This is a genomic window from Arsukibacterium indicum (genome assembly GCF_019100565.1).
Taxonomy (GTDB): domain Bacteria; phylum Pseudomonadota; class Gammaproteobacteria; order Enterobacterales; family Alteromonadaceae; genus Alishewanella; species Alishewanella indicum.
In genome coordinates this window covers 216,598-235,225 of record NZ_JAHRID010000003.1, presented here as the reverse complement: position 1 = coordinate 235,225, position 18,628 = coordinate 216,598, and the positions used below count along the sequence as shown (strand labels likewise).

Annotated in this window: 15 protein-coding genes; 8 read left to right on the top strand and 7 right to left on the bottom strand. The window is 50.9% G+C overall.

Translation table 11 applies throughout. The features are described 5' to 3' along the window. Positions 1–22 precede the first annotated feature (22 nt). From KQY15_RS08310 to KQY15_RS08290, 5 genes are all read left to right on the top strand, one after another. Positions 23–712 carry a VIT1/CCC1 transporter family protein gene (locus KQY15_RS08310; RefSeq protein ID WP_217668720.1) on the top strand — a complete coding sequence of 230 codons (690 nt, stop codon included), beginning with the start codon at positions 23–25 and terminating at the stop codon, positions 710–712. Positions 713–920: 208 nt separating this feature from the next. Beyond that, positions 921–1,403 carry a TlpA family protein disulfide reductase gene (locus KQY15_RS08305; RefSeq protein ID WP_217668719.1) on the top strand — a complete coding sequence of 161 codons (483 nt, stop codon included), beginning with the start codon at positions 921–923 and terminating at the stop codon, positions 1,401–1,403. Between the two features lie 5 nt (positions 1,404–1,408). Then, entirely contained in the window at positions 1,409–1,639 is a 231-nt protein-coding gene (locus tag KQY15_RS08300) for a DUF4266 domain-containing protein (RefSeq protein ID WP_217668718.1), read from the top strand. Continuing rightward, complete coding sequence (locus KQY15_RS08295) at positions 1,630–2,919, top strand: DUF3570 domain-containing protein (RefSeq protein ID WP_217668717.1); 1,290 nt, start codon at positions 1,630–1,632, stop codon at positions 2,917–2,919. The genes KQY15_RS08300 and KQY15_RS08295 overlap by 10 nt, the downstream gene beginning before the upstream one ends. Before the next feature lie 23 nt (positions 2,920–2,942). Continuing rightward, on the top strand, positions 2,943–3,842 hold the full coding sequence (locus KQY15_RS08290; protein ID WP_217668716.1) for an FAD:protein FMN transferase: 900 nt from the start codon (positions 2,943–2,945) through the stop codon (positions 3,840–3,842). On the opposite strand, the gene KQY15_RS08285 is transcribed toward KQY15_RS08290, so the two are convergent. The 4 genes from KQY15_RS08285 to KQY15_RS08270 form a co-directional block, all read right to left on the bottom strand. After that, entirely contained in the window at positions 3,839–4,429 is a 591-nt protein-coding gene (locus tag KQY15_RS08285) for a carboxymuconolactone decarboxylase family protein (RefSeq protein WP_217668715.1), read from the bottom strand. The genes KQY15_RS08290 and KQY15_RS08285 overlap by 4 nt on opposite strands. A gap of 64 nt (positions 4,430–4,493) precedes the next feature. Continuing rightward, on the bottom strand, positions 4,494–5,411 hold the full coding sequence (locus KQY15_RS08280) for a metallophosphoesterase family protein (RefSeq protein WP_217668714.1): 918 nt from the start codon (positions 5,409–5,411) through the stop codon (positions 4,494–4,496). A 25-nt stretch (positions 5,412–5,436) separates the two neighbouring features. Continuing rightward, on the bottom strand, positions 5,437–6,468 hold the full coding sequence (locus KQY15_RS08275) for a helix-turn-helix transcriptional regulator (RefSeq protein WP_217668713.1): 1,032 nt from the start codon (positions 6,466–6,468) through the stop codon (positions 5,437–5,439). After that, positions 6,468–7,364 carry a GGDEF domain-containing protein gene (locus KQY15_RS08270; protein ID WP_217668712.1) on the bottom strand — a complete coding sequence of 299 codons (897 nt, stop codon included), beginning with the start codon at positions 7,362–7,364 and terminating at the stop codon, positions 6,468–6,470. The genes KQY15_RS08275 and KQY15_RS08270 overlap by 1 nt, the downstream gene beginning before the upstream one ends. Positions 7,365–7,566: 202 nt before the next feature. Here KQY15_RS08270 and KQY15_RS08265 point away from each other — a divergent pair, with 202 nt between their 5' ends. Together KQY15_RS08265 and KQY15_RS08260 are read left to right on the top strand one after the other, a co-directional pair. Further along, positions 7,567–10,332 carry a TonB-dependent receptor gene (locus tag KQY15_RS08265; RefSeq protein WP_217668711.1) on the top strand — a complete coding sequence of 922 codons (2,766 nt, stop codon included), beginning with the start codon at positions 7,567–7,569 and terminating at the stop codon, positions 10,330–10,332. A 12-nt stretch (positions 10,333–10,344) separates the two neighbouring features. Further along, positions 10,345–12,276, top strand: coding sequence for a phytase (locus KQY15_RS08260; protein WP_217668710.1), 1,932 nt, complete (start codon positions 10,345–10,347; stop codon positions 12,274–12,276). A gap of 66 nt (positions 12,277–12,342) precedes the next feature. On the opposite strand, the gene KQY15_RS08255 is transcribed toward KQY15_RS08260, so the two are convergent. Both KQY15_RS08255 and KQY15_RS08250 read right to left on the bottom strand, forming a co-directional pair. Continuing rightward, on the bottom strand, positions 12,343–15,402 hold the full coding sequence (locus KQY15_RS08255) for an efflux RND transporter permease subunit (RefSeq protein ID WP_217668709.1): 3,060 nt from the start codon (positions 15,400–15,402) through the stop codon (positions 12,343–12,345). After that, positions 15,399–16,475, bottom strand: a complete 1,077-nt coding sequence (locus KQY15_RS08250; RefSeq protein ID WP_217668708.1) for an efflux RND transporter periplasmic adaptor subunit — start codon at positions 16,473–16,475, stop codon at positions 15,399–15,401. The genes KQY15_RS08255 and KQY15_RS08250 overlap by 4 nt, the downstream gene beginning before the upstream one ends. Before the next feature lie 206 nt (positions 16,476–16,681). On the opposite strand from KQY15_RS08250, the gene KQY15_RS08245 reads away from it, so the two are divergent. Next, positions 16,682–17,737: an alkene reductase gene (locus KQY15_RS08245; protein WP_217668707.1), complete on the top strand. Its 1,056-nt coding sequence runs from the start codon at positions 16,682–16,684 to the stop codon at positions 17,735–17,737. Positions 17,738–17,818: 81 nt separating this feature from the next. Here the strand turns inward: KQY15_RS08245 and KQY15_RS08240 are convergent, their stop codons facing one another. Beyond that, entirely contained in the window at positions 17,819–18,544 is a 726-nt protein-coding gene (locus tag KQY15_RS08240; protein WP_217668706.1) for a PEP-CTERM sorting domain-containing protein, read from the bottom strand. Between the last annotated feature and the right edge of the window lie 84 nt (positions 18,545–18,628).

Genomic DNA, 18,628 nt, shown 5'->3' with positions numbered 1-18,628 from the left:
ATATACATTCGGAGCAAAGCAGATGAGTCATATCGAACTTCACCGCTCGCATCGTGTTGGCTGGTTACGCGCCGCGGTACTGGGTGCAAATGATGGCATTGTATCAACTGCCAGTCTGATTATTGGCGTGGCTGCTGCCAGTACCACGCATGCCAGTGTCATGCTGGCCGGTGTTGCCGGGCTGGTTGCCGGGGCAATGTCGATGGCGGCAGGTGAGTATGTTTCTGTAAGCTCGCAGGCTGATACGGAGCAGGCTGATCTTGAGCTGGAGAAAATATCTCTTGCCCAGAACCCTCAGTATGAAAAAAATGAACTGGCTGAAATTTATCAGAAAAGAGGTGTAACGCCGGAGCTGGCGCAAAGGGTTGCGGGACAATTAATGGCGCACGATGCATTAGGCGCGCATGCTAGAGACGAAATTGGTATTTCCCTGTCGGGTAAAGCCCGGCCTGTCCAGGCTGCACTTTCATCAGCTGCGGCCTTTACTATTGGTGCGGCCCTGCCACTACTGATAGCCTGGGCTATGCCCGGCCCCTATCTGATTTACGCTGTTGCCTTATTCTCGCTATGTTTTCTGGCGGGTCTGGGTGCCCTGGCTGCCCACGCAGGCGGTGCTCCCCGAACGCGAGGTGCAGCACGAGTTACCTTCTGGGGCGCGCTGGCAATGGCGTTGACCGCGCTGGTGGGCAGTATTTTTGGGGTAGCGGTCTGAGTCCGTATTTTCCAAGCTTTACAGTTAGCTGCAAACGCGATCAACTGAATTAATATTAGTAAGCCAAGTAGCGAGCCTCTCTATTTATCTATCTCACTTTCTACCGCGCAGTTTTCTCAATTCTTTGCTGTTTTTCAAAGTTGTAGCGTCACTTAAGGTTTGCTTAAGCAAACACCGTTAGCTTGAACGCAAAAGTATTGGAGGTGCTATGCAGTACTGGAAAACAAGTGGCTTGCTAACGGGGCTTTTACTCAGTTGCCTGATAACCGGCAGTGTTGTAGCAACCGAGCTTAGTGATTTGGAAGGCAGCCCGGTTAGCAGCATGCAGCAGCTAAAAGGCCAGGTGGTGCTGGTTGATTTCTGGGCATCCTGGTGTGCGCCCTGTCGCAAGTCTTTTCCCTGGTTAAATACAATGCAGCAGCGTTATGGCAGTGATGGCCTGCTGGTGCTGGCGGTAAATGAAGACAGTGAACGCAATGATGCCAGCCGGTTTTTACAGCAGGTACCAGCGCGGTTTGCCGTGCTGTATGACCTGAACGGCGCTGTGGCGGAGCAGTATCAGTTGCCCGGTATGCCCAGTAGCTATCTGATTGATAAAAAAGGCCAGATCCGTTATCGCCATATTGGCTTTAAACACGCTGATAATGCTGATTATGAGGCAAAGATCCGCCAGTTACTGGCAGAGGAGTAAGCAAGATGCAACTGACAAAAGTAATGAAGGCTGGTGTGATTGCGTTGGTGTTAAGCCAGTTAGCAGCCTGCAGCAGTTTAGGGGTTAAACCTTGGCAGCGCGATACGCTGGCAAAAGAAGAAATGGCGCTGAACAGCGCGCCTTTAGACAACCGGTTGGATGATCATATTTATTTCAGCAAAGAAGGCAGCAGCGGCGGTCGCAGCTTTGCAGGCGGAGGTTGCGGATGCAATTAAAACAACTGGCAAATATCAGCGCAGCATTGGCCGCGGCCAGTTGCGCTGTGCTTGGACAACCAGCCGAAGCGGGCACCTTACTGGATGACTGGCAATTTAACAGCGCTATTTTATTGTACAACGAGACCGACCGGGTAAGTGCCGGTGAAGGCATTCTGACCGCGCGGGGCGATTTTGGTGATGATAAATACCTCAATTTGGGGCTGGTAGTCGACGCGCTGACCGGAGCTTCAGCCACCGGGGCAGTTGGCCAGCCTTACGTGCAAAGCTTTACCCGGCCTTCAGGTCGTGGCAGTTATGATGTCGCGCCCGGCGTCACACCACTGGATGATACCTTCCATGATACCCGGGTGCAGCTGGATGCGAGCTGGGAGCAACCGTTGGCGCCAGACTGGCGGGTAAGCGGCGGTGGTCATTTGTCAAAAGAGTATGACTATTTATCTATGGGGCTGAATGGTTCTCTGGCGCGGGATTTTAACCAGAAAAACACCACAGTATCGTTGGCTTTGGGCTACAGCCATGACACTATTTCACCGGAAGGCGGCATTGCCGCTGCATTTGCTCCCATGTTGCTACGCAGTAATTTTGCCGATGACAACAGTTATCAGGCAGCGTTTGACGCGACACGTGACCGGGCGGATGATACCAAAGATACACTTGATGTTTTGCTTGGGCTGACTCAGGTAATTAACCGTGACTGGTTAATGCAGTTTAACTATTCATTCAGCCTGGCCGATGGCTATATGACCGACCCGTTTAAGTTGGTCAGTGTGATTAATGCCAATGGTGAAGTGCAACAAAACCTTTTTGAGAACCGGCCGGACCAGCGCACTAAGCACAGCCTGTACTGGCAGAATAAACTGCATTTGCGCGGCAGTTATCTTGATGCCTCTTACCGCTATATGTGGGATGACTGGGAGCTGACATCACATACTGCTGATCTGAAATGGCGATTGCCAATGAGTGACAGCTGGTATGTCGAGCCACAGTTCCGTTATTATCAGCAAAGTGCGGCCGAGTTTTATCAGCCATTTATGTTTGAAACGGAGCCGTTACCGCAGTTTGCCAGTGCCGATTACCGGATTGGTAAAATGAATACCTATACACTGGGTGCTAAGTTTGGCACTAAGCTGGCGCAAGGCAACGAGTTGTCGTTTCGGATAGCACTGTACCAACAGAATCCGCAAAATGATGGGTTTACAGCGCCGGGTGTCTTAGCTGACATTGATCTGTATGAAAAGGTGACCGCAGTTATGGCGCAGATAAGTTACTCTTTTTAAGCAACAAATGGCAGGGAGACCAGATGGTTGATATCACAGTCAGTGCTGGTAAAAACTGTGTTGTAGGCCAGTTTCGTGCGATGGCCAGTCCCTGCGAGATATTGCTTGAGACACAGGACGTATCGTTGTGCCGGCAGCTAACTCAGCTTGCCGCCGCTGAAGCCGAACGCATTGAGCAAAAATACAGCCGTTATCGCAGTAATAGCGTGTTAAGCCAGCTCAACCATAATGCTGGTAGCTGGCAAACACTTGATCCGGAAACCTTGCAGCTGTTTGCTTTTGCTGACAGCTGTTACCAGTTAAGTGATGGCTTGTTTGACATCAGCAGTGGAATTTTGCGGCGTATCTGGCAGTTTGATGGTTCGGCTAAACTGGCAACGCAATCACAAATCGATGCGTTGTTGCCAAAGCTTGGCTGGCAGCAGGTCACTCGCGATAACAATCGCATTTTATTACCTGTGGGCATGGAGTTAGACCTTGGCGGCATTGCCAAAGAATATGCAGTAGATAAAGTGCTGCAGCTGCTGAACCAGCAATTCGCCGAGACGGATGTACCCAGCCTGGTGGTTAACTTTGGCGGGGATATGCGCTGCAGCCGACCAAGACTCGATGGCAGTTTATGGCGGATCGGCATCGAAAACCCCACCCTGGCAGATCAGGCGATATCAGCCGTAGGTATAAGTAACGGCGCGCTGGCCACCAGTGGTGATAGCCGGCGCTTTTTACTTAAAGATGGTGTGCGTTACAGCCATATCCTTAACCCCAAAACCGGCTGGCCCGTCAGCAACGCGCCACGTTCAGTAACGGTGGCAGCCCCAAACTGTTTGCTGGCAGGCATGCTGGCGACCACGGCATTATTGCATGGGACCGAGGCTGAAGATTTTTTACAGGCCCAGAAACTACAGTACTGGCTGGTACATTAACCGTGCTTACCAGCTGACCAGCCTGATGCCGCCAACAGCGCTTCGCCGGATGCATTGGCGCCTTCCTCAAGTGTGGTTGCCATTGAATCGTTCCAGCGATTTAAATAGCCAAACAGTGCAATAACACCCATTATTTCCACAATTTCGCCGCTATCCCAATGCTCGCGCATTGCTGCCTGCAAGGTTTCATCGACCGCATTGGGCACCTGCGAAGCGGCAATAGAAAGTTCCAGCGCTGCGCGCTCGGCATCATTAAACGCCGGATGACTGCGAAACTGCCAGATATTGGCCAGTTGCTCATCCGGCGCGCCGTAACGCTCTGCCGCCCGAATGGTATGGGCCTGGCAATAGCGACAGCCAGTAGCATGACTGGAGACATAGGCAATCAGCCGCTTTAGTGCTGAAGTCACCCGGCCTTTGTTCTCCATAACGGCCATATTCAACTGAATAAAAGCTTTGGCAATAGCCGGGCGATGGCTCATGGTCAGCACACTGTTCGGGCAAAACCCCAACGTTTCATTAAAAAACGTCGCCAGTTCTGCGACATCCGGGTTTGCGTCGGCAGCAAGCGGGGACACAAATGCCATTGTAATATCCTCATTTAAAAGTTGGGTGAGGCTTACTTTAGCATTTAATGTCTTTCCAGCAACTTTACTGGGTATTGCTTAGCCTGAACTGATAGGCGTGCTGCGACAAAGGCTGGAGTACACCGGTTTGATAGGTATCCACCTGCACCAGGCCATTACTGTGTACCTGAAAAACCCGGTACATGGCAGTGTGTTTTGTTTCATCGGGTATTTTGGTGCGCTCCAGCGCTGGAATATGCAGGTAGTGCACCTTGCCCAGTTGTTTTGAGTGCTGAACCCGATCCATATCCATGTGTAAATCACCGGAAATAACGGCTGCCAGATTGGGTTGAGCAATAACGTTGGCAAAGCCGGGATGATGAATGCCTTTTTCGGCATTTTCCGGATACACACCGGCCTGCGCGCCGTGCACTACTAACAACACCGGTTTGGGGTAAAGTTGCGTGATTTGCTGTTGCATCCAGGCAATACCACTATCGTCAAAGTCGCGGCCATGATCCGGCGAGGCCATAACCAGTGCGACGCTATCAAACTCCAGCACATAACTCGGTTCGTCAATTGTAACCTTACCCTCATTCCACAAATTGACATAATGCATATAACGCTCAATGGTGCTGCCGTGCTCTTCGTTACCCATAATCGGATAAAATGGTAGCGTAAGCTGTTGCAGAACGGGCGTCACATTGTCGTACTGCACCTGAGTGCCTTTATGAGCAATATCACCGACCCCGATAACAAAGTCCAATTTTAACGAACTGGCCAACTGATTAATATCGGCGACTGCGGCAGCAACATTGGGGAATTGTGGCTCAGGTTTAGGCTCGGCATCACCTAACACGGCAAAGCGCAGTACCATCTGCTCGCCTACCTGTGCTGCTTCACTGGAGTCAGCTGTTTTTGGTTGGCTGGTGCGGTCTGGCGAGCAGGCCGCAAGTGCAACACTGAACAACAGCGCCAGGCTAAGGGTTTTGATCAGGTTCATGCTAAGTCCTTTGACAGTAAGTTGGTTAGTTAAAATTGAATACGCTTTTATAATCGCTGGGAATAAAGCCGGTCCAGCGTTTAAAGGCACGGCGGAAATTATGCTCGTCAGAGTAGCCCAGCATCATTGCCAGCTGACGGTTTGAGCAATTGCCCTGCTGCAGCACTTTGCGGGCTGCATCACGGCGCACCTGATCAATCAGGTTGGCAAAATTGGTGTGATGTTGACGAAGCTGGCGTTTTAAACTGCTACCACTCAGGCCCAGGGCATCTGCAACGTGCTGTTGGGTTAATAGTACCGGTAAGGCACGTTGCTGCAGGGTGTATATGCACTCAAGCAAGCCACGCTGCGGGCTTAAGACACGGTTTAACTGCAAACAGGTGCGTTTTGCGGCGCGAAATTTAACCGGGTCAGCATCGGTAAATGTTTGATAGCACAGTGGCAAGGGGATGCTCAGGCTGTCACAATACTGGTTGAAGCTTACCGTGCAACCCCAGTAAAATTGCTGTTGCAGCAAATTTTCAGGTACATCTTGCTGCAGCCGGATAGTCACGCCTGTAAGGGTACCCAATTGTTGTTTCAGTAAGCTGACCAACAGTGAAAATACGGTGGCCAGCATAAAAGTGTGTTGATTAGCGAAACCCAACGCCGGATGTAATTCGATAACCAACTGCTGTTGGGTTTGATAGGCTTTGGCGAAAATGCCGGGAAACAGTTGATGGCGGAAATAATAAAGCTGGGTCAGTGCCTGACGCAGGTTTCGCGCATACTGTAAGCTCTTGCACAGCGAAATATAGCTGCTGTTCAGAAGCGCATCGCCCAACAAAAAAGGTAGCTCGGGGCTACTGACCTGCTGCTGACAGTTTTGCAACAATTTTAGCCAGTCAGCATGGTGCAGACGGCCATGGGGTCTATGTAAGTCTTGCTCAAAAATGTTAGTGCCACTTAATAGTTTGTGCAGCAGCGCGCCACGGCGTTGTGCCAGTGCCAGCAGTTCGGTGCTGCCATGTTGCAATAACAGTACCTTGTCCTGATAACTAAAGCTGCGCGCTGGCATCAGGTACGCTGCAGTTCTAGTGTTGTCGCAGCTTTGGCCTGAGCCAATGCCTTGTCGGCCGATTGCAACGCTGTTTTTGCACAGCTTTGCTGTACAGCTAATGCCTGAATGGTCAGTTCTGGCTCGTCATTATGGCTGGTTAGCTGAGCCAGTTGTTGGCGCAGGTGCTGTGCCATAATTTGTGCTTGCGGCAATGCGGTTGCGGGTAATAGCGCTATAAAGCGATCACCGGCGTACCGGCATATCACGTCACTGTGTCGCAGCTGGTTAGTCAGTAACTCACTTAACCGGCCAAGGTATGCGTCGCCTGCTGCCATACCGCAGCGGCGGTTAAAGCCGCTGAAGTTGTTGATATCCAGTACCAGCATACTCAGGCTTGATTGCTGACTTTGGTGCAATTCAATTTCACGTTGCAAAACGGCCTTTAAGTATTCCATCCCATAAAGCTGGGTTAATGGGTCAATCAGCTGATGATCACGTAAATATAATTCACGGCCGCGCAGCTGACGGTTTATAGCGCGTTGTTCCCGGTGCCAGCCAACCAACCCATAGGTCAGCACCAGCATACCGACAGGAGCCGGTAAGGATTCGAGCCAGCTCATCAGCCTGATATGGTCTGGGTAGCGAATAAATTCATCCAGCAAATCGAGAAAATAGGAATACACCAATAACAAGCTGCCGTAGTAAAGCCACTCGGTAACCCGGCCTGTCGGGCGGCTGCTGATAATCAGCCCCAACCAGCCGCACGCCACCAGTAAAGTAGTGCCTTCACCCAACACATCCAACCAATCGAACTGGTTGCCCGCTTTTGCTTCACCGGTATTAACGGCCAGCAGCAGACCACTTAACAGCAATAGCGCGCTAAGCAGCATTTTATAGCGGTGTTGTCGCCACATAGTCAGGTTATCCGATGAAATAAAACCAATTTTCCGCTGCCTGTATGACAGCCGGATGACAGACTTAGGCTGATTTGGCAACGTGGTGCACGGTGAAGACCCGGGTCTTCACAGCTCAGCGTAATGGCTTACTAAACGGCATTTTGTCATACAGCCACAGCACAATGTTCGGCAGTGATTAGCCCGGAACTGAGAGCAACCCATGAAGCCGATTTACCATAAAAATACCCGACGTACCCTGCTGGCCAGCGCAATCAGCCTGGCATTTGCCGGCCTGACTGCCCCGGCCTTCGCCGATGCCGATGTACAAGGCAGAATTACCGACAACCGCAGCAACCTGCTAAGCGGTGCTGAAGTCAGTATCCCCGAATTAAAGTTACGTCGAACTACGGCAGCCGATGGCCGTTTCTATTTTAGTCAGCTGCCGGCAGGAACTTACACTTTATTAGTGAACTACCTGGGCGCAATGCCAGAGACCAGGGTATTAGTAGTTGCTGATACTGAGCAGCGTTTGGGTGATATTAAGTTGCTGTCCGCCAGTGAAGAAATAGAGCATATTGAAGTGGTTGGTCAGTCCGGTGCAGTAAGCAAAGCACTAAACCGGCAGCGTAATGCTGCCGGTATTATAACAGTGGCGAGTACCGACGAAATGGGTCAGTTTCCGGATAGCAATGTTAGCGAAGCGCTGCAACGGCTGGCGGGTTTGTCAGTAGAGCGGGATCAGGGCGAAGGTCGCTTTGTCCGGGTGCGTGGTCTGGCGCCTGACTACAATGCAGTAACCTACAATGGTACTCAGCTGGCGGCGCCTGAAGCAGGCCGCAGGGCGGTGGCACTGGATGTTATTCCCTCTGATTTACTGGAATCAGTAGAAGTAAATAAAACCCTGACCCCGGATATGCCGGCCGGCTCGTTAGGCGGCACGGTAGAAATTAAAAGCTTATCTGCCTTTGATCGCAGCAATGACTTTTACTCTTTCACTGCGGAAGCGGGTTACAACGAGCAACAAAGTAAAACCAGCCCCAAAGTGTCGGGCGTCTATAGCAAAATACTCGATTTTGCCGGTGAAACCGATAGTTTCGGTATTGCTATTGCTGCCAGCTTCGCCGAACGTAAGTTTGGCTCAGACAACATTGAGACCGGCGGCAGCTGGGACTTCGATGAGGGACTGGAAGAGTTTGAACTGCGTGACTATGTGATTAGCCGCGAGCGAATTGGTCTGGCACTGAATCTCGACTACCGTCCTGGCAACAATAATGAATATTACCTGCGTAGCCTGTACAGCCGGTTCAGCGATACCGAGACGCGCCAGGGGATGATAGTGGAACTGGCCGAGCCGCAGATTTCCGGCAGCAGTGGTGGTGCGGAGCTAATTCGTTCGCTGAAACAACGCGAAGAAACCCAGAGCATCAGCGCCCTGGTTGTTGGCACCCAGCAAACTGCTGGTAACTGGCAATGGCTATTGGAAGCCGGCACCAGCCGCGCAGATGAAGATACGCCGTTTAATATCGGCGCCGCTGATTTTGAGCAGGAATTTACTGATGGCGTTGGCTTTAGCGGCAGCAAAATACTGCGGCTGACCGCGCCGGCAGACGCCTTTCTGGCCAATAGCTATCAGCTGAAAGAAGTGGAAATGGGCGATACCTATGCTAAAGAAACCGAGCGTAATATTAAGTTTGATCTTAGCCACGAAATTATTCAGCGTCATGGCAGTCTGCTGTTAAAAGGCGGTGGCAAATTCAGCCAGCGCGAAAAACGGGCCGAAGAAGATGTCTGGCTGTTTGAAGACTTTGAGGATTTGGGTATTAGTGCCCTTAGCCTGAGTGATTATGCCGGCGGTATTGTCGATTACCCGTTGAGTAATCTGGGACCAGCAATAAACAGTGGTAGTATTTATCAGCTGATAAATAGCCTGAATCGTGTTGGTTTTGTTGATGAGGTTGAATCTCAAATCAATGATTACCAGGTCGATGAGGATATCAGTGCGGCATACTTTATGGCGCAGTGGGAGCGCAGTAACTGGCAGCTAATCAGCGGCGTTCGATACGAGCACGAAAAGCGTGAAGCAACCGGTAGCCGCTATGATGCGATAGAGGAAGTTTTCAGTGCTAACCAGGTTGATAATTCAGAAGGTTACTGGCTACCGGCTGTGGTAGGGCGTTATAACCTGTCACAGCAGAGTATTGTCAGGGCCGCGTTTAGTACCGGTTTGGTCCGGCCCAATTTTGAACAGCTGTCACCGGCCTTTATTCTGGAACAGGATGACGATGAATTGGAAGCTGCCTTTGGTAATCCTGATTTAAAGGCATTAACGACCAATAATTTTGATCTGGGTATTGAACACTATGCCGATAAACTTGGTGTATTGTCAGCCATGCTGTTTTACAAACAAATTGATGATTTTATTTATGAAGCCGACTTAGCCGGCCGTGGTGAATACGCAAACTTTGCCAAAGCCGAAACCTTTGTTAATGGTGGTAAAGCGGATTTATACGGTCTGGAATTAAATGCAATTCATAAAGTGGCGGGTTTTGGTAACTGGCTGGATAATTTACTGTTGTCCGCCAACCTGACTTTAACAGATTCGTCGGCAGACATTGAGTGGTTTGACGATGGTGTTTTACTTAGCCGCGAAGTGGCGCTACCCAGTCAGTCAGATAAAACGGCTAACCTGAGTCTGGGTTATCAAACCGACCGGATCAGTCTGCGGCTTGCCGCCAATTATAAGTCGAAGTATCTGGCTGAAGTGGGTGATGTTACCAACGCGGCCTATGATGTTTACTCAGATGATCATCTGCAACTGGACTTCAGCAGCAAATGGACTTTTAGTCGCGGTATGCAGTTGTATTTTAATGTTATTAACTTAAATGATGAGCCCTATTACGCCTATACCGGTCTTAAGTCTTATAACTTCCAATATGAACAGTATGGCCGCACCGTGGTGCTGGGCGTGCAGATCACTAACTGGTAATGGGATTAGCTTATGCAATTTTTTAAAAAGAAGTTTATTAGAAGCACCCTTTACCTGACGTTCAGTGCAACGATAGCTGGCTGCCAATACGGGCAGCCGGGTACAACCGAATTACCCGGCACAACCGCACAGCAAGTGCAGTTGAACATTAGTGCCAGTCATTTTAATCAGTTTGAGCTTGGTGGTGAGCGCTATCAGTTGCTGACAAATCAGTCAATGCTGCAGGTAATGGCCGGTACAGAGCGACTGGCAACAGTTAAAGGTAATTTCAGCCGGCTTACTGTGCAGCGTCTCAACGGGCAAATGCTGTTGGCGGCAATGGATACAGACAGCAATAGTTTGTATTTATGGCGCCTGAATCCGCATGATAGTGAACCATTTCAGCTACTTTATCAGCAGTTAATCAGCAGCCGGGTAGTAGACGATCTGTGTTTTTATCAGAGCGGCGAGAACCAGCAACTGAGTCTGTTTCTGCTGGGGGGCCGGGGGGGCGCAGATCAGTTACTGTTACAGCAACAGCAGCAATGGCTGGCCGAACCCCTGGTGATCCGCGAGTTAAATGTGCCTTACGACAGCACCGCATGCGTTGCCGACCCCAACAACGGGGCACTCTACCTCGCTGAAGCGGATCGCGCCATCTGGCGTTATCAGGCTGAGCCGGAAGCAGATGAAGGCCGCAGCATCGTGCAGGTAAATGCGCCGTTTGGCCAATTGCAGGGCGAGATAAAAGCGTTGCAGCTATTGCCAGATGGCAGTCTGATGGTGTTGGAAGAAGAACCAGCCCGGATATTGCATCTGAACGGCAGTGGTCAAATATTTGCAACGTTGCCGGTAAATACCGTGGCTGAGGCAACTGGCTTATCAGTCAGTATGTTGGCAACTGACAGTGCAACCTTGTTTGTCAGCAGCGAAGATGCCAGCCCGGTGCAGCAGTTAACCCTGCCATTACCCTCAATGCAAGCCAGGCCAGGCAGGGAAGCGCTGGTTCAGGTCGCGCCTGCCCTGCAAACCGAGCCTGCCTTGCAGCGTGGCGATGTCATTGATGACCAGGCAGTATGGCATCATCCAACGAAGCCAGAGCTAAGTCTGATTCTCGGCACCGATAAACGTGCCGGGCTGGATGTCTACAATATGCGGGGGCAGCGGGTGCAACAGCTTAAGGTAGGCCGATTAAATAATGTTGATGTTCGTTATGGTGTTACCTGGCGGAACCAGGCTCATGATGTTGCTGTTGCCAGCTTACGCGATGATAATAGCCTTCAGCTATTTGCTATTGATAGCAATGGCTTGCTGCACAATGCCGGTAAAGTTGCTACGGCTATGACCGAGATTTATGGCCTGTGTATGTATCAAAGCAGCCGCAGTGGTCAGCACTATATTTTTGTCAACGATAAAGCGGGGCTGATAGAACAATATCGGCTTGTTAGTGATGGCATTCATTGGCAGGGTGTTTTAGTTCGCTCGTTGCAAGTACCCAGCCAGCCAGAAGGTTGCGTGGCCGATGATAAGCGCGCCGTTTTATTTGTGGGTGAGGAAGATCACGCTATCTGGCGTTTTGCCGCGGAAGCCGATGCGGCTACGACAGGCGAAGCTATTATACGGGTGGATGGTGAACGGTTGGTTGATGATATTGAAGGCCTGGCGCTGGCTGAACATAACGGCAGCAGCTATCTGATTGTTTCCAGTCAGGGCAATGACAGTTACCTGATTTATGATGCAATGCCGCCTTATACAGAGCGCCTGAGATTCAGAGTTACCACTAACCCGACGCTGGGAATTGACGGTACGTCAGAAACCGACGGTCTTGAAGTTACTACCCGCTCATTAGGGCCGGGCTTTGAGACAGGGGCACTGATCGTGCAGGACGGCCGCAACCGGATGCCGGAAGAAGGCCAGAACCTGAAACTTATACCGTGGCACCGCTTATCAGAGCAACTTAATTAGCGGGGTATTGCGCTGGCAACATCGCCCCGCCAAACCTGAGCGGGGCGTTTAATTCGGTTAATTAGCTCAGGTCCTGATCTTCCGGTGTAGTTTTTCACCGAGCACCAGCATACAAGGTGTTAAAAACAACGTAAGCAGGGTGGCGAAGGTTAAGCCGCCGGCAATGGCGCTGGATAACTGGGTCCACCATTGGGTGGACGGTGCGCCGAAACCCAAGCTGGGTTCCAGCAGGTTAACATTAACCGCCAAAACCATTGGCATTAAGCCCAGAACAGTAGTCACTGACGTTAACAACACTGGCCGTAAGCGCAGGCTGCCGGTTTCCAGTGCCGCCTCCACTGCAGACATGCCGCTTTGCCGCAGTTGATTAAAAGTATCTATTAACACAATATTGTTATTCACCACGATGCCAGCCAGGCCGATAATACCCATACCCACCATCACAATACCAAAGCTCTGGCCATTAACCAGCAGGCCCAGTAATACGCCGGCGGTTGAAAATACTATCGCTGACAACACCAGTAAGCTTTGATACCAGCTGTTAAATTGCACCAGTAAAATCATTAGCATTAAAAAAACAGCTGTCGCAAAAGCACCCATTAAAAAGGTCATGGCCTCCTGCTGATCAGCACTTTCTCCGGCTGTTTTTACTTTAACGTTGTCTGGTAACTTCATATCACTGGCCAGTAGTGCCTGTAAGCGTTCACTAACCTGGGCACCAGGCGCCAAATCGCTTTTAATGGTAACAGCCCGGTTGCCGTCAATACGCTTGATAACACTGGTTTTGGGGGCAGGCACCAGTTCAACAAAGTTGCTTAGTGGCACCTGGCCGCGTGGTGTTTGAATAGTTAACCGTTCAAGCTGGTTTAGTGAGCGCCAGTACGCTGGAAATCTGACCCGGATATCCACTTCATCGCTGGCATATTCCGGCCGGTATTTTGCCAGTAACAAACCGTTGCTGACCATTTGCACCGCGTTACCCACTGTCAGCACATCTGCGCCAAACCGGGCCGCGGCGGCGCGGTCAACCACTATCCGCCACTCAATGCCGGGCAGGCTGCGGTCATCTTCAATATCAACAAAGCCGTCCATTTGCGTCATCTGGCGGATAATCTGCTCCACTGCCTGCTCAGTTGCAGCTGCTTCGCTGCTGCTAACCTGCAACTCGATTGGTTTGCCGGCCGCGGGGCCTTCCTGCTGCTGGCGAAACTCCAGAATAACCCCGGGTATATCAGCTGTAAGCTTGCGCATATCATCCAGAATGGCGGCGGCTTTGCGCCTTTGGTGCCAGTCGATAAACTGAAATTGCAGGGTGCCGACCACATCCGGCGCCAGTTCACCACTGCTGCTGGCCAGAGACCTGGCGTACAGCGCTTTTACCTCGGCCAGGCCGAGCAGACGTTGCTCTACATCTTTTAGCAGCGCATCTTTTTCATAAATAGACATATCACCACGGGCCCGCACCCAGACTTGGGCCGACTCCGGCTCGACATCGGGAAAGAACTCCAGGCCATGGTTATATTTGCCATATGCCACAAAAATAAGCGCCATTGCCCCCAGCAAACCTGCCAGGGTCAGACCCGGGTGACGTAATAACCGGCTTAAAAGCTGCCGGTAGGCCTTGCCTGCGCGACTTGCCTCTACACTATGCGGGGCAGGCCTGGCCCGGCTGATGCCGCCCATTACCGGCAGAAAAATCAGCGCCATAAACAGTGATGCCAGTAAACACAGAATTACGGTCGCAGGTAGGTATTTCATAAACTGGCCTACTACGCCGGGCCAGAACAACAGGGGCATAAACACCACCACGGTGGTGGCAGTTGAGGCAATAATAGGCCAGGCCATGCGCCCGGCTGCATTGGCCCAAGCTTCTTTTGGTTGCTGGCCCTCACCGAGGTTTCGGTCAGCCAGTTCACTGACCACCACGGCGCCGTCAACCAGCATGCCTGCCACCAGAATAAGCGCAAACAGTACGATAATATTCATGGTGTAGCCAAGGGCAAAAATCATCAGAATGCCGGCAAAGAAGGCACCAGGAATGGTGATGCCAACCAGCAGTGCCGAGCGCACACCCATGGTAGCAATAATCAGGATCAGCACCAGCACCACAGCTGTCAACACGTTGTTCAGCAGGTCTGACAGCATGTTTTTCACTTCTTTTGACTGGTCCATAATGTAGTTAATCTGCATGCCGTCCGGAAACTGGCTGCTGGCCTGGTCAATTAAGGCTTTGGTTTGCTCGATAGTGGAAATAATATTGGCACCGGCCCGTTTTTTGACTTCCAGTACAACTGCTGGCTGGCCGTTGATCCGGGCAAAACCGAGCGGGTCTTTAAAGCTGCGGCTGATGGTGGCAACATCGCCGAAAGTAATAACGGTATCGCCATCTACTTTAATTGGCATCGACAAGACATCGTCAAGGTTTTCGATAACGCCGGGTACTTTCAGTGCCAGACGTCCGGCGCCGGTATCGAGGCTGCCAGCAGCAACCAGCCGGTTATTGTTTGATACCAGACTGAACAGTTGCTGGTAATCGAGGCCATAGCCCTCCAGCACTTGCGGGTCGACCACGATTTCCAGCATATCTTCCCGGTCGCCGCCAATATCCACTTCAAGTACTTCTGGGATGGCTTCAATGTTTTCCTGCAATTCCCTGGCAATATATACCAGCTGGCTTTCTGAAACCGGACCCGATAACCCGACAGACAGCACCGGAAACAGACCAACATTTATTTCATTTACCGTGGGCTCGTCGGCTTCACTGGGTAGCTTAGCCCGCGCTGCATCAACCTTTACCCGCACATCGGCCAGTGCCTGATCAGCATTAAAACCGGCATCAAACTCCAGCATAACGGACGCGTGGCCTTCGCTGGAGGTTGAGGTCATTTTTTTAATACCCTCGAGCGATCGCAGCTCGTGTTCCATCGGCCGGACTAACAGGCGCTCACCATCTTCGGGGCTGATACCATCGAGCGACATCGACACATACATCATCGGTATAGCAACATCGGGGTTGGCTTCTTTCGGAATGGTCTGATAGGCAGTTATGCCGGCAATAAACAGAAATAGCAGCAGCATTAAACTGGCACGGCTGCGACCAATGGCGGCCTGTATAATGGCGTTCATGGTTTAGCTCCTGCCACCTGTACCTTGTCGCCTGGTTTCGCAAAGCCGGCACCCTGGGTAATAATGTGGGCCCGGTCCGGTAAGCCAGTTACCCGCGCGCCCTCATTATCGGCACTAAGAATAGTGACCGGGTGGAATTCAACCTGTTGCTGCTCGTTAACCAGAGAAATACCTAACTGGCCATCACTATTAAGGCTTAACAGCGCAGGTGAGATTAAATGGGCCTGAACCGGTGGTAACAGCACTTCAACCGTGGCACTGCCGCCGGCTATCCGCAATAGTTCCGGGTTAGCAACGGTAACTTCAATATAAAAACTACGGGTGGCGTTATCGGCGGCATAACTGATAAAGCTCAGCTCGCCGCTAAGTTGTCTGCCATCCAGCAAGCGCAGGTTAACCTGCTGGCCTCGTTGCAGTGCTTTTACATGTTGTTGCGGGATCTGGGCGGTAACTTTCAGCTTATCAATTTGCACCAGTTCTAATAATTCGGTGCCCACCTGAACGACATCACCTACTTCAATATGACGACGGTCGATAACTCCGGCAAACGGGGCAACCGGTTCAAGTTGCTGTACTGCCAGGCTGGCACGTTCAAGCTCTGCTTCGGCTGTTGCCAACTCGCTTTTTAAGCGGGTAAGTTCGGTTTCGGACACAAATTGCGACTTACCAAGCGCCTGAGCACTGGCCAGCTCGTTTTGGCGCAAGGTCAGATTTGCCTGAGCTTGCACCAATAGTGCGCTTCGCCCTTCATCCGACAGCCGCAATAACTTATCGCCTTGCTCAACTTTGTCGCCCTGACTGACCAGCAGTTGGTTAACCGTGCCGGCTTGCTGAGATTTAATACTGACCCTGCGCCAGGGTAAAACCTGACCCTGTGCCACCCGGGTAAGCTGATAAGGTTCGGCCTCAGACCAGCGTGTTTCGACTAAAGCCAGGCTTTGTTCCGGTAGCTGTTGCGCCGCAGGTTCTTCCGTTTTTGCAGAGTAGTTATCACCACTTAATAACCAGAGCAATAATACCAGCGCCAGCACAACGGCGATGATGACAGGGGAGGCAGCGAGTTTTTTAAGCATGAACAATCCTTGGCGGTAACGAAAATAATAGCGGGGCCAGCAGCGCTAAAATATACCTACATGGATGAATGTCAGCAAGTTAAGAACTGTAACCAAATATGGCCACCGACCTGCTGCTTCTGGTTATTCATCGCCAGCACCCTTGTTTTTAGGCAAACCAGACCAATTAAGTTCAGACTGATTAACCCTGACTGACAGGATATAGCATGGCAAATTTATTCGACCCGATAAAAGTGGGAGACTTACAATTACCTAACCGGATTATTATGGCGCCGTTAACCCGTTGTCGCGCCGATGCCGGCAGAATACCAAATGATCTGATGGTTGAGTATTATTGCCAGCGGGCCAGTGCCGGACTAATTATAACCGAGGCAACGTCGGTAACGCCGATGGGGGTAGGTTACCCTGATACGCCGGGTATCTGGTCTGATGCACAGGTAGCCGGTTGGCAAAAAGTAACAGCGGCAGTACACCAGGCGGGTGGGCGAATTATGCTACAGTTATGGCATGTAGGCCGGATTTCTGACCCGCACTATTTAGATGGTGCGCTGCCGGTAGCGCCCAGCGCCATAGCTGCAGAGGGCCATGTTAGTCTACTGCGGCCAAAGCAGGCTTTTGTTACTCCCAGAGCGCTGGCCACTGAGGAAATTGCCGGCATTATCGAGGCCTACCGGCTGGCTGCTGAGAATGCCAAAAAGGCCGGCTTTGATGGCGTGGAAATTCATGGCGCTAACGGTTATCTGCTGGATCAGTTTCTGCAGGATGGCAGTAATCAGCGCACCGATAAATATGGTGGCAGTATTGAGAACCGCGCCCGTTTAATGCTGGAAGTAACCGATGCGGTAATCTCGGTTTGGGGCGCTGGCCGGGTTGGCATGCATCTGGCCCCCAGAGCGGATGCACACAGCATGGGCGATTCGCAGCGGGCAGATACTTTTGGCTATGTGGCTCAGCAACTGGGCAAAAGAAACATTGCTTTTATCTGTGCCCGTGAAGCCGAGGCCGATGACAGCTTAGGCCCGAAACTGAAACAGTTGTTTGGTGGTGTCTATATTGCCAACGAAAAGTTTAGTAAAGACAGTGCTAATGCGATCATTGAGCGCGGCGACGCCGATGCCGTAGCCTTTGGTGTGCCTTTTATCGCAAACCCTGATTTAGTCAGCCGCTTTGCTAAAGAGGCAGAACTGAATGCAGCAAGGCCAGAGCTGTTTTATGCTGGCAATGCTGAAGGCTATACCGACTATCCGGCGCTGTCTGTGTAAAGCAGATACCTTGATATAGAAAATAGATTTTCAGATGTAAAAAAGCGTCCTGGCTCAGGACGCTTTTTTTATAAGCATAATTTATTTTGAGCGTTTGCGTTTTGTCGCGCCGGCCAACAGTAATAAGCCAGCGCCCATTACTGCCAGTGAAGCCGGTTCTGGCACATCCACCGCCAGCGTGCCAAAAGTAAGGTTGTCGTAACGAACATTAAACGAATTACCATCGTTTTTGGCATTCAGAATGACTTCACCAAAGTATGAATGGTTGTCGCTGGTACTGGTAAATACCAGGTTGTCGTTTATCAGAAAATTAATAAAACCATCGGAGATTTGGTATGCAAAAGTATTAAAGCTATCTAAAGTAACTAACGATGAGTCAAGCGGGAAAAAGCTTGTGCCCCATCCCTGTATCCCGGTAACTCCCCCACTGACTATTGATTCCATTATCGGGTAATAGCTGATGGCATCAGCCGGGCTGTATGCAACACCCCAGATACCACCTAAGCGCTCATCTGTCAGGCCATGCTGGCTGTCCAGGAACATATCAATGGCCAGATAGGTAGACATGCCGGTGTCCAGTTTCATCCCCTGAGTGTGATAAAAGGACCCACCACATTTTCCCTGCTCGGCACCGTCAATGCTCATCTGCAGCTCGTTGCCAACGATAGCGAAACTTGCCGGGTCGCAACGATCAGTCGTCCAACCACTTAAATCGTCGCCATTATTGAATTCATAGGTTGTTAATGCCGCATTTGCATAGGCGCTGACACATAAAGTACTAAGTAGTAATGCCATTTTCATTTTCATTGTTATTTCCTTTTTTAGATACTCATGTTAACAAAAGCAATATGCAGGCCAACTAATTTAGTAAATAAAAACAAACGTTTAGTG

Coding starts and splice junctions, on each gene's coding strand:
- KQY15_RS08310 (WP_217668720.1), top strand. CDS start 23: ATGAGTCATATCGAACTTCACCGCTCGCATCGTGTTGGCTGGTTACGC.
- KQY15_RS08305 (WP_217668719.1), top strand. CDS start 921: ATGCAGTACTGGAAAACAAGTGGCTTGCTAACGGGGCTTTTACTCAGT.
- KQY15_RS08300 (WP_217668718.1), top strand. CDS start 1,409: ATGCAACTGACAAAAGTAATGAAGGCTGGTGTGATTGCGTTGGTGTTA.
- KQY15_RS08295 (WP_217668717.1), top strand. CDS start 1,630: ATGCAATTAAAACAACTGGCAAATATCAGCGCAGCATTGGCCGCGGCC.
- KQY15_RS08290 (WP_217668716.1), top strand. CDS start 2,943: ATGGTTGATATCACAGTCAGTGCTGGTAAAAACTGTGTTGTAGGCCAG.
- KQY15_RS08285 (WP_217668715.1), bottom strand. CDS start 4,429: ATGGCATTTGTGTCCCCGCTTGCTGCCGACGCAAACCCGGATGTCGCA.
- KQY15_RS08280 (WP_217668714.1), bottom strand. CDS start 5,411: ATGAACCTGATCAAAACCCTTAGCCTGGCGCTGTTGTTCAGTGTTGCA.
- KQY15_RS08275 (WP_217668713.1), bottom strand. CDS start 6,468: ATGCCAGCGCGCAGCTTTAGTTATCAGGACAAGGTACTGTTATTGCAA.
- KQY15_RS08270 (WP_217668712.1), bottom strand. CDS start 7,364: ATGTGGCGACAACACCGCTATAAAATGCTGCTTAGCGCGCTATTGCTG.
- KQY15_RS08265 (WP_217668711.1), top strand. CDS start 7,567: ATGAAGCCGATTTACCATAAAAATACCCGACGTACCCTGCTGGCCAGC.
- KQY15_RS08260 (WP_217668710.1), top strand. CDS start 10,345: ATGCAATTTTTTAAAAAGAAGTTTATTAGAAGCACCCTTTACCTGACG.
- KQY15_RS08255 (WP_217668709.1), bottom strand. CDS start 15,402: ATGAACGCCATTATACAGGCCGCCATTGGTCGCAGCCGTGCCAGTTTA.
- KQY15_RS08250 (WP_217668708.1), bottom strand. CDS start 16,475: ATGCTTAAAAAACTCGCTGCCTCCCCTGTCATCATCGCCGTTGTGCTG.
- KQY15_RS08245 (WP_217668707.1), top strand. CDS start 16,682: ATGGCAAATTTATTCGACCCGATAAAAGTGGGAGACTTACAATTACCT.
- KQY15_RS08240 (WP_217668706.1), bottom strand. CDS start 18,544: ATGAAAATGAAAATGGCATTACTACTTAGTACTTTATGTGTCAGCGCC.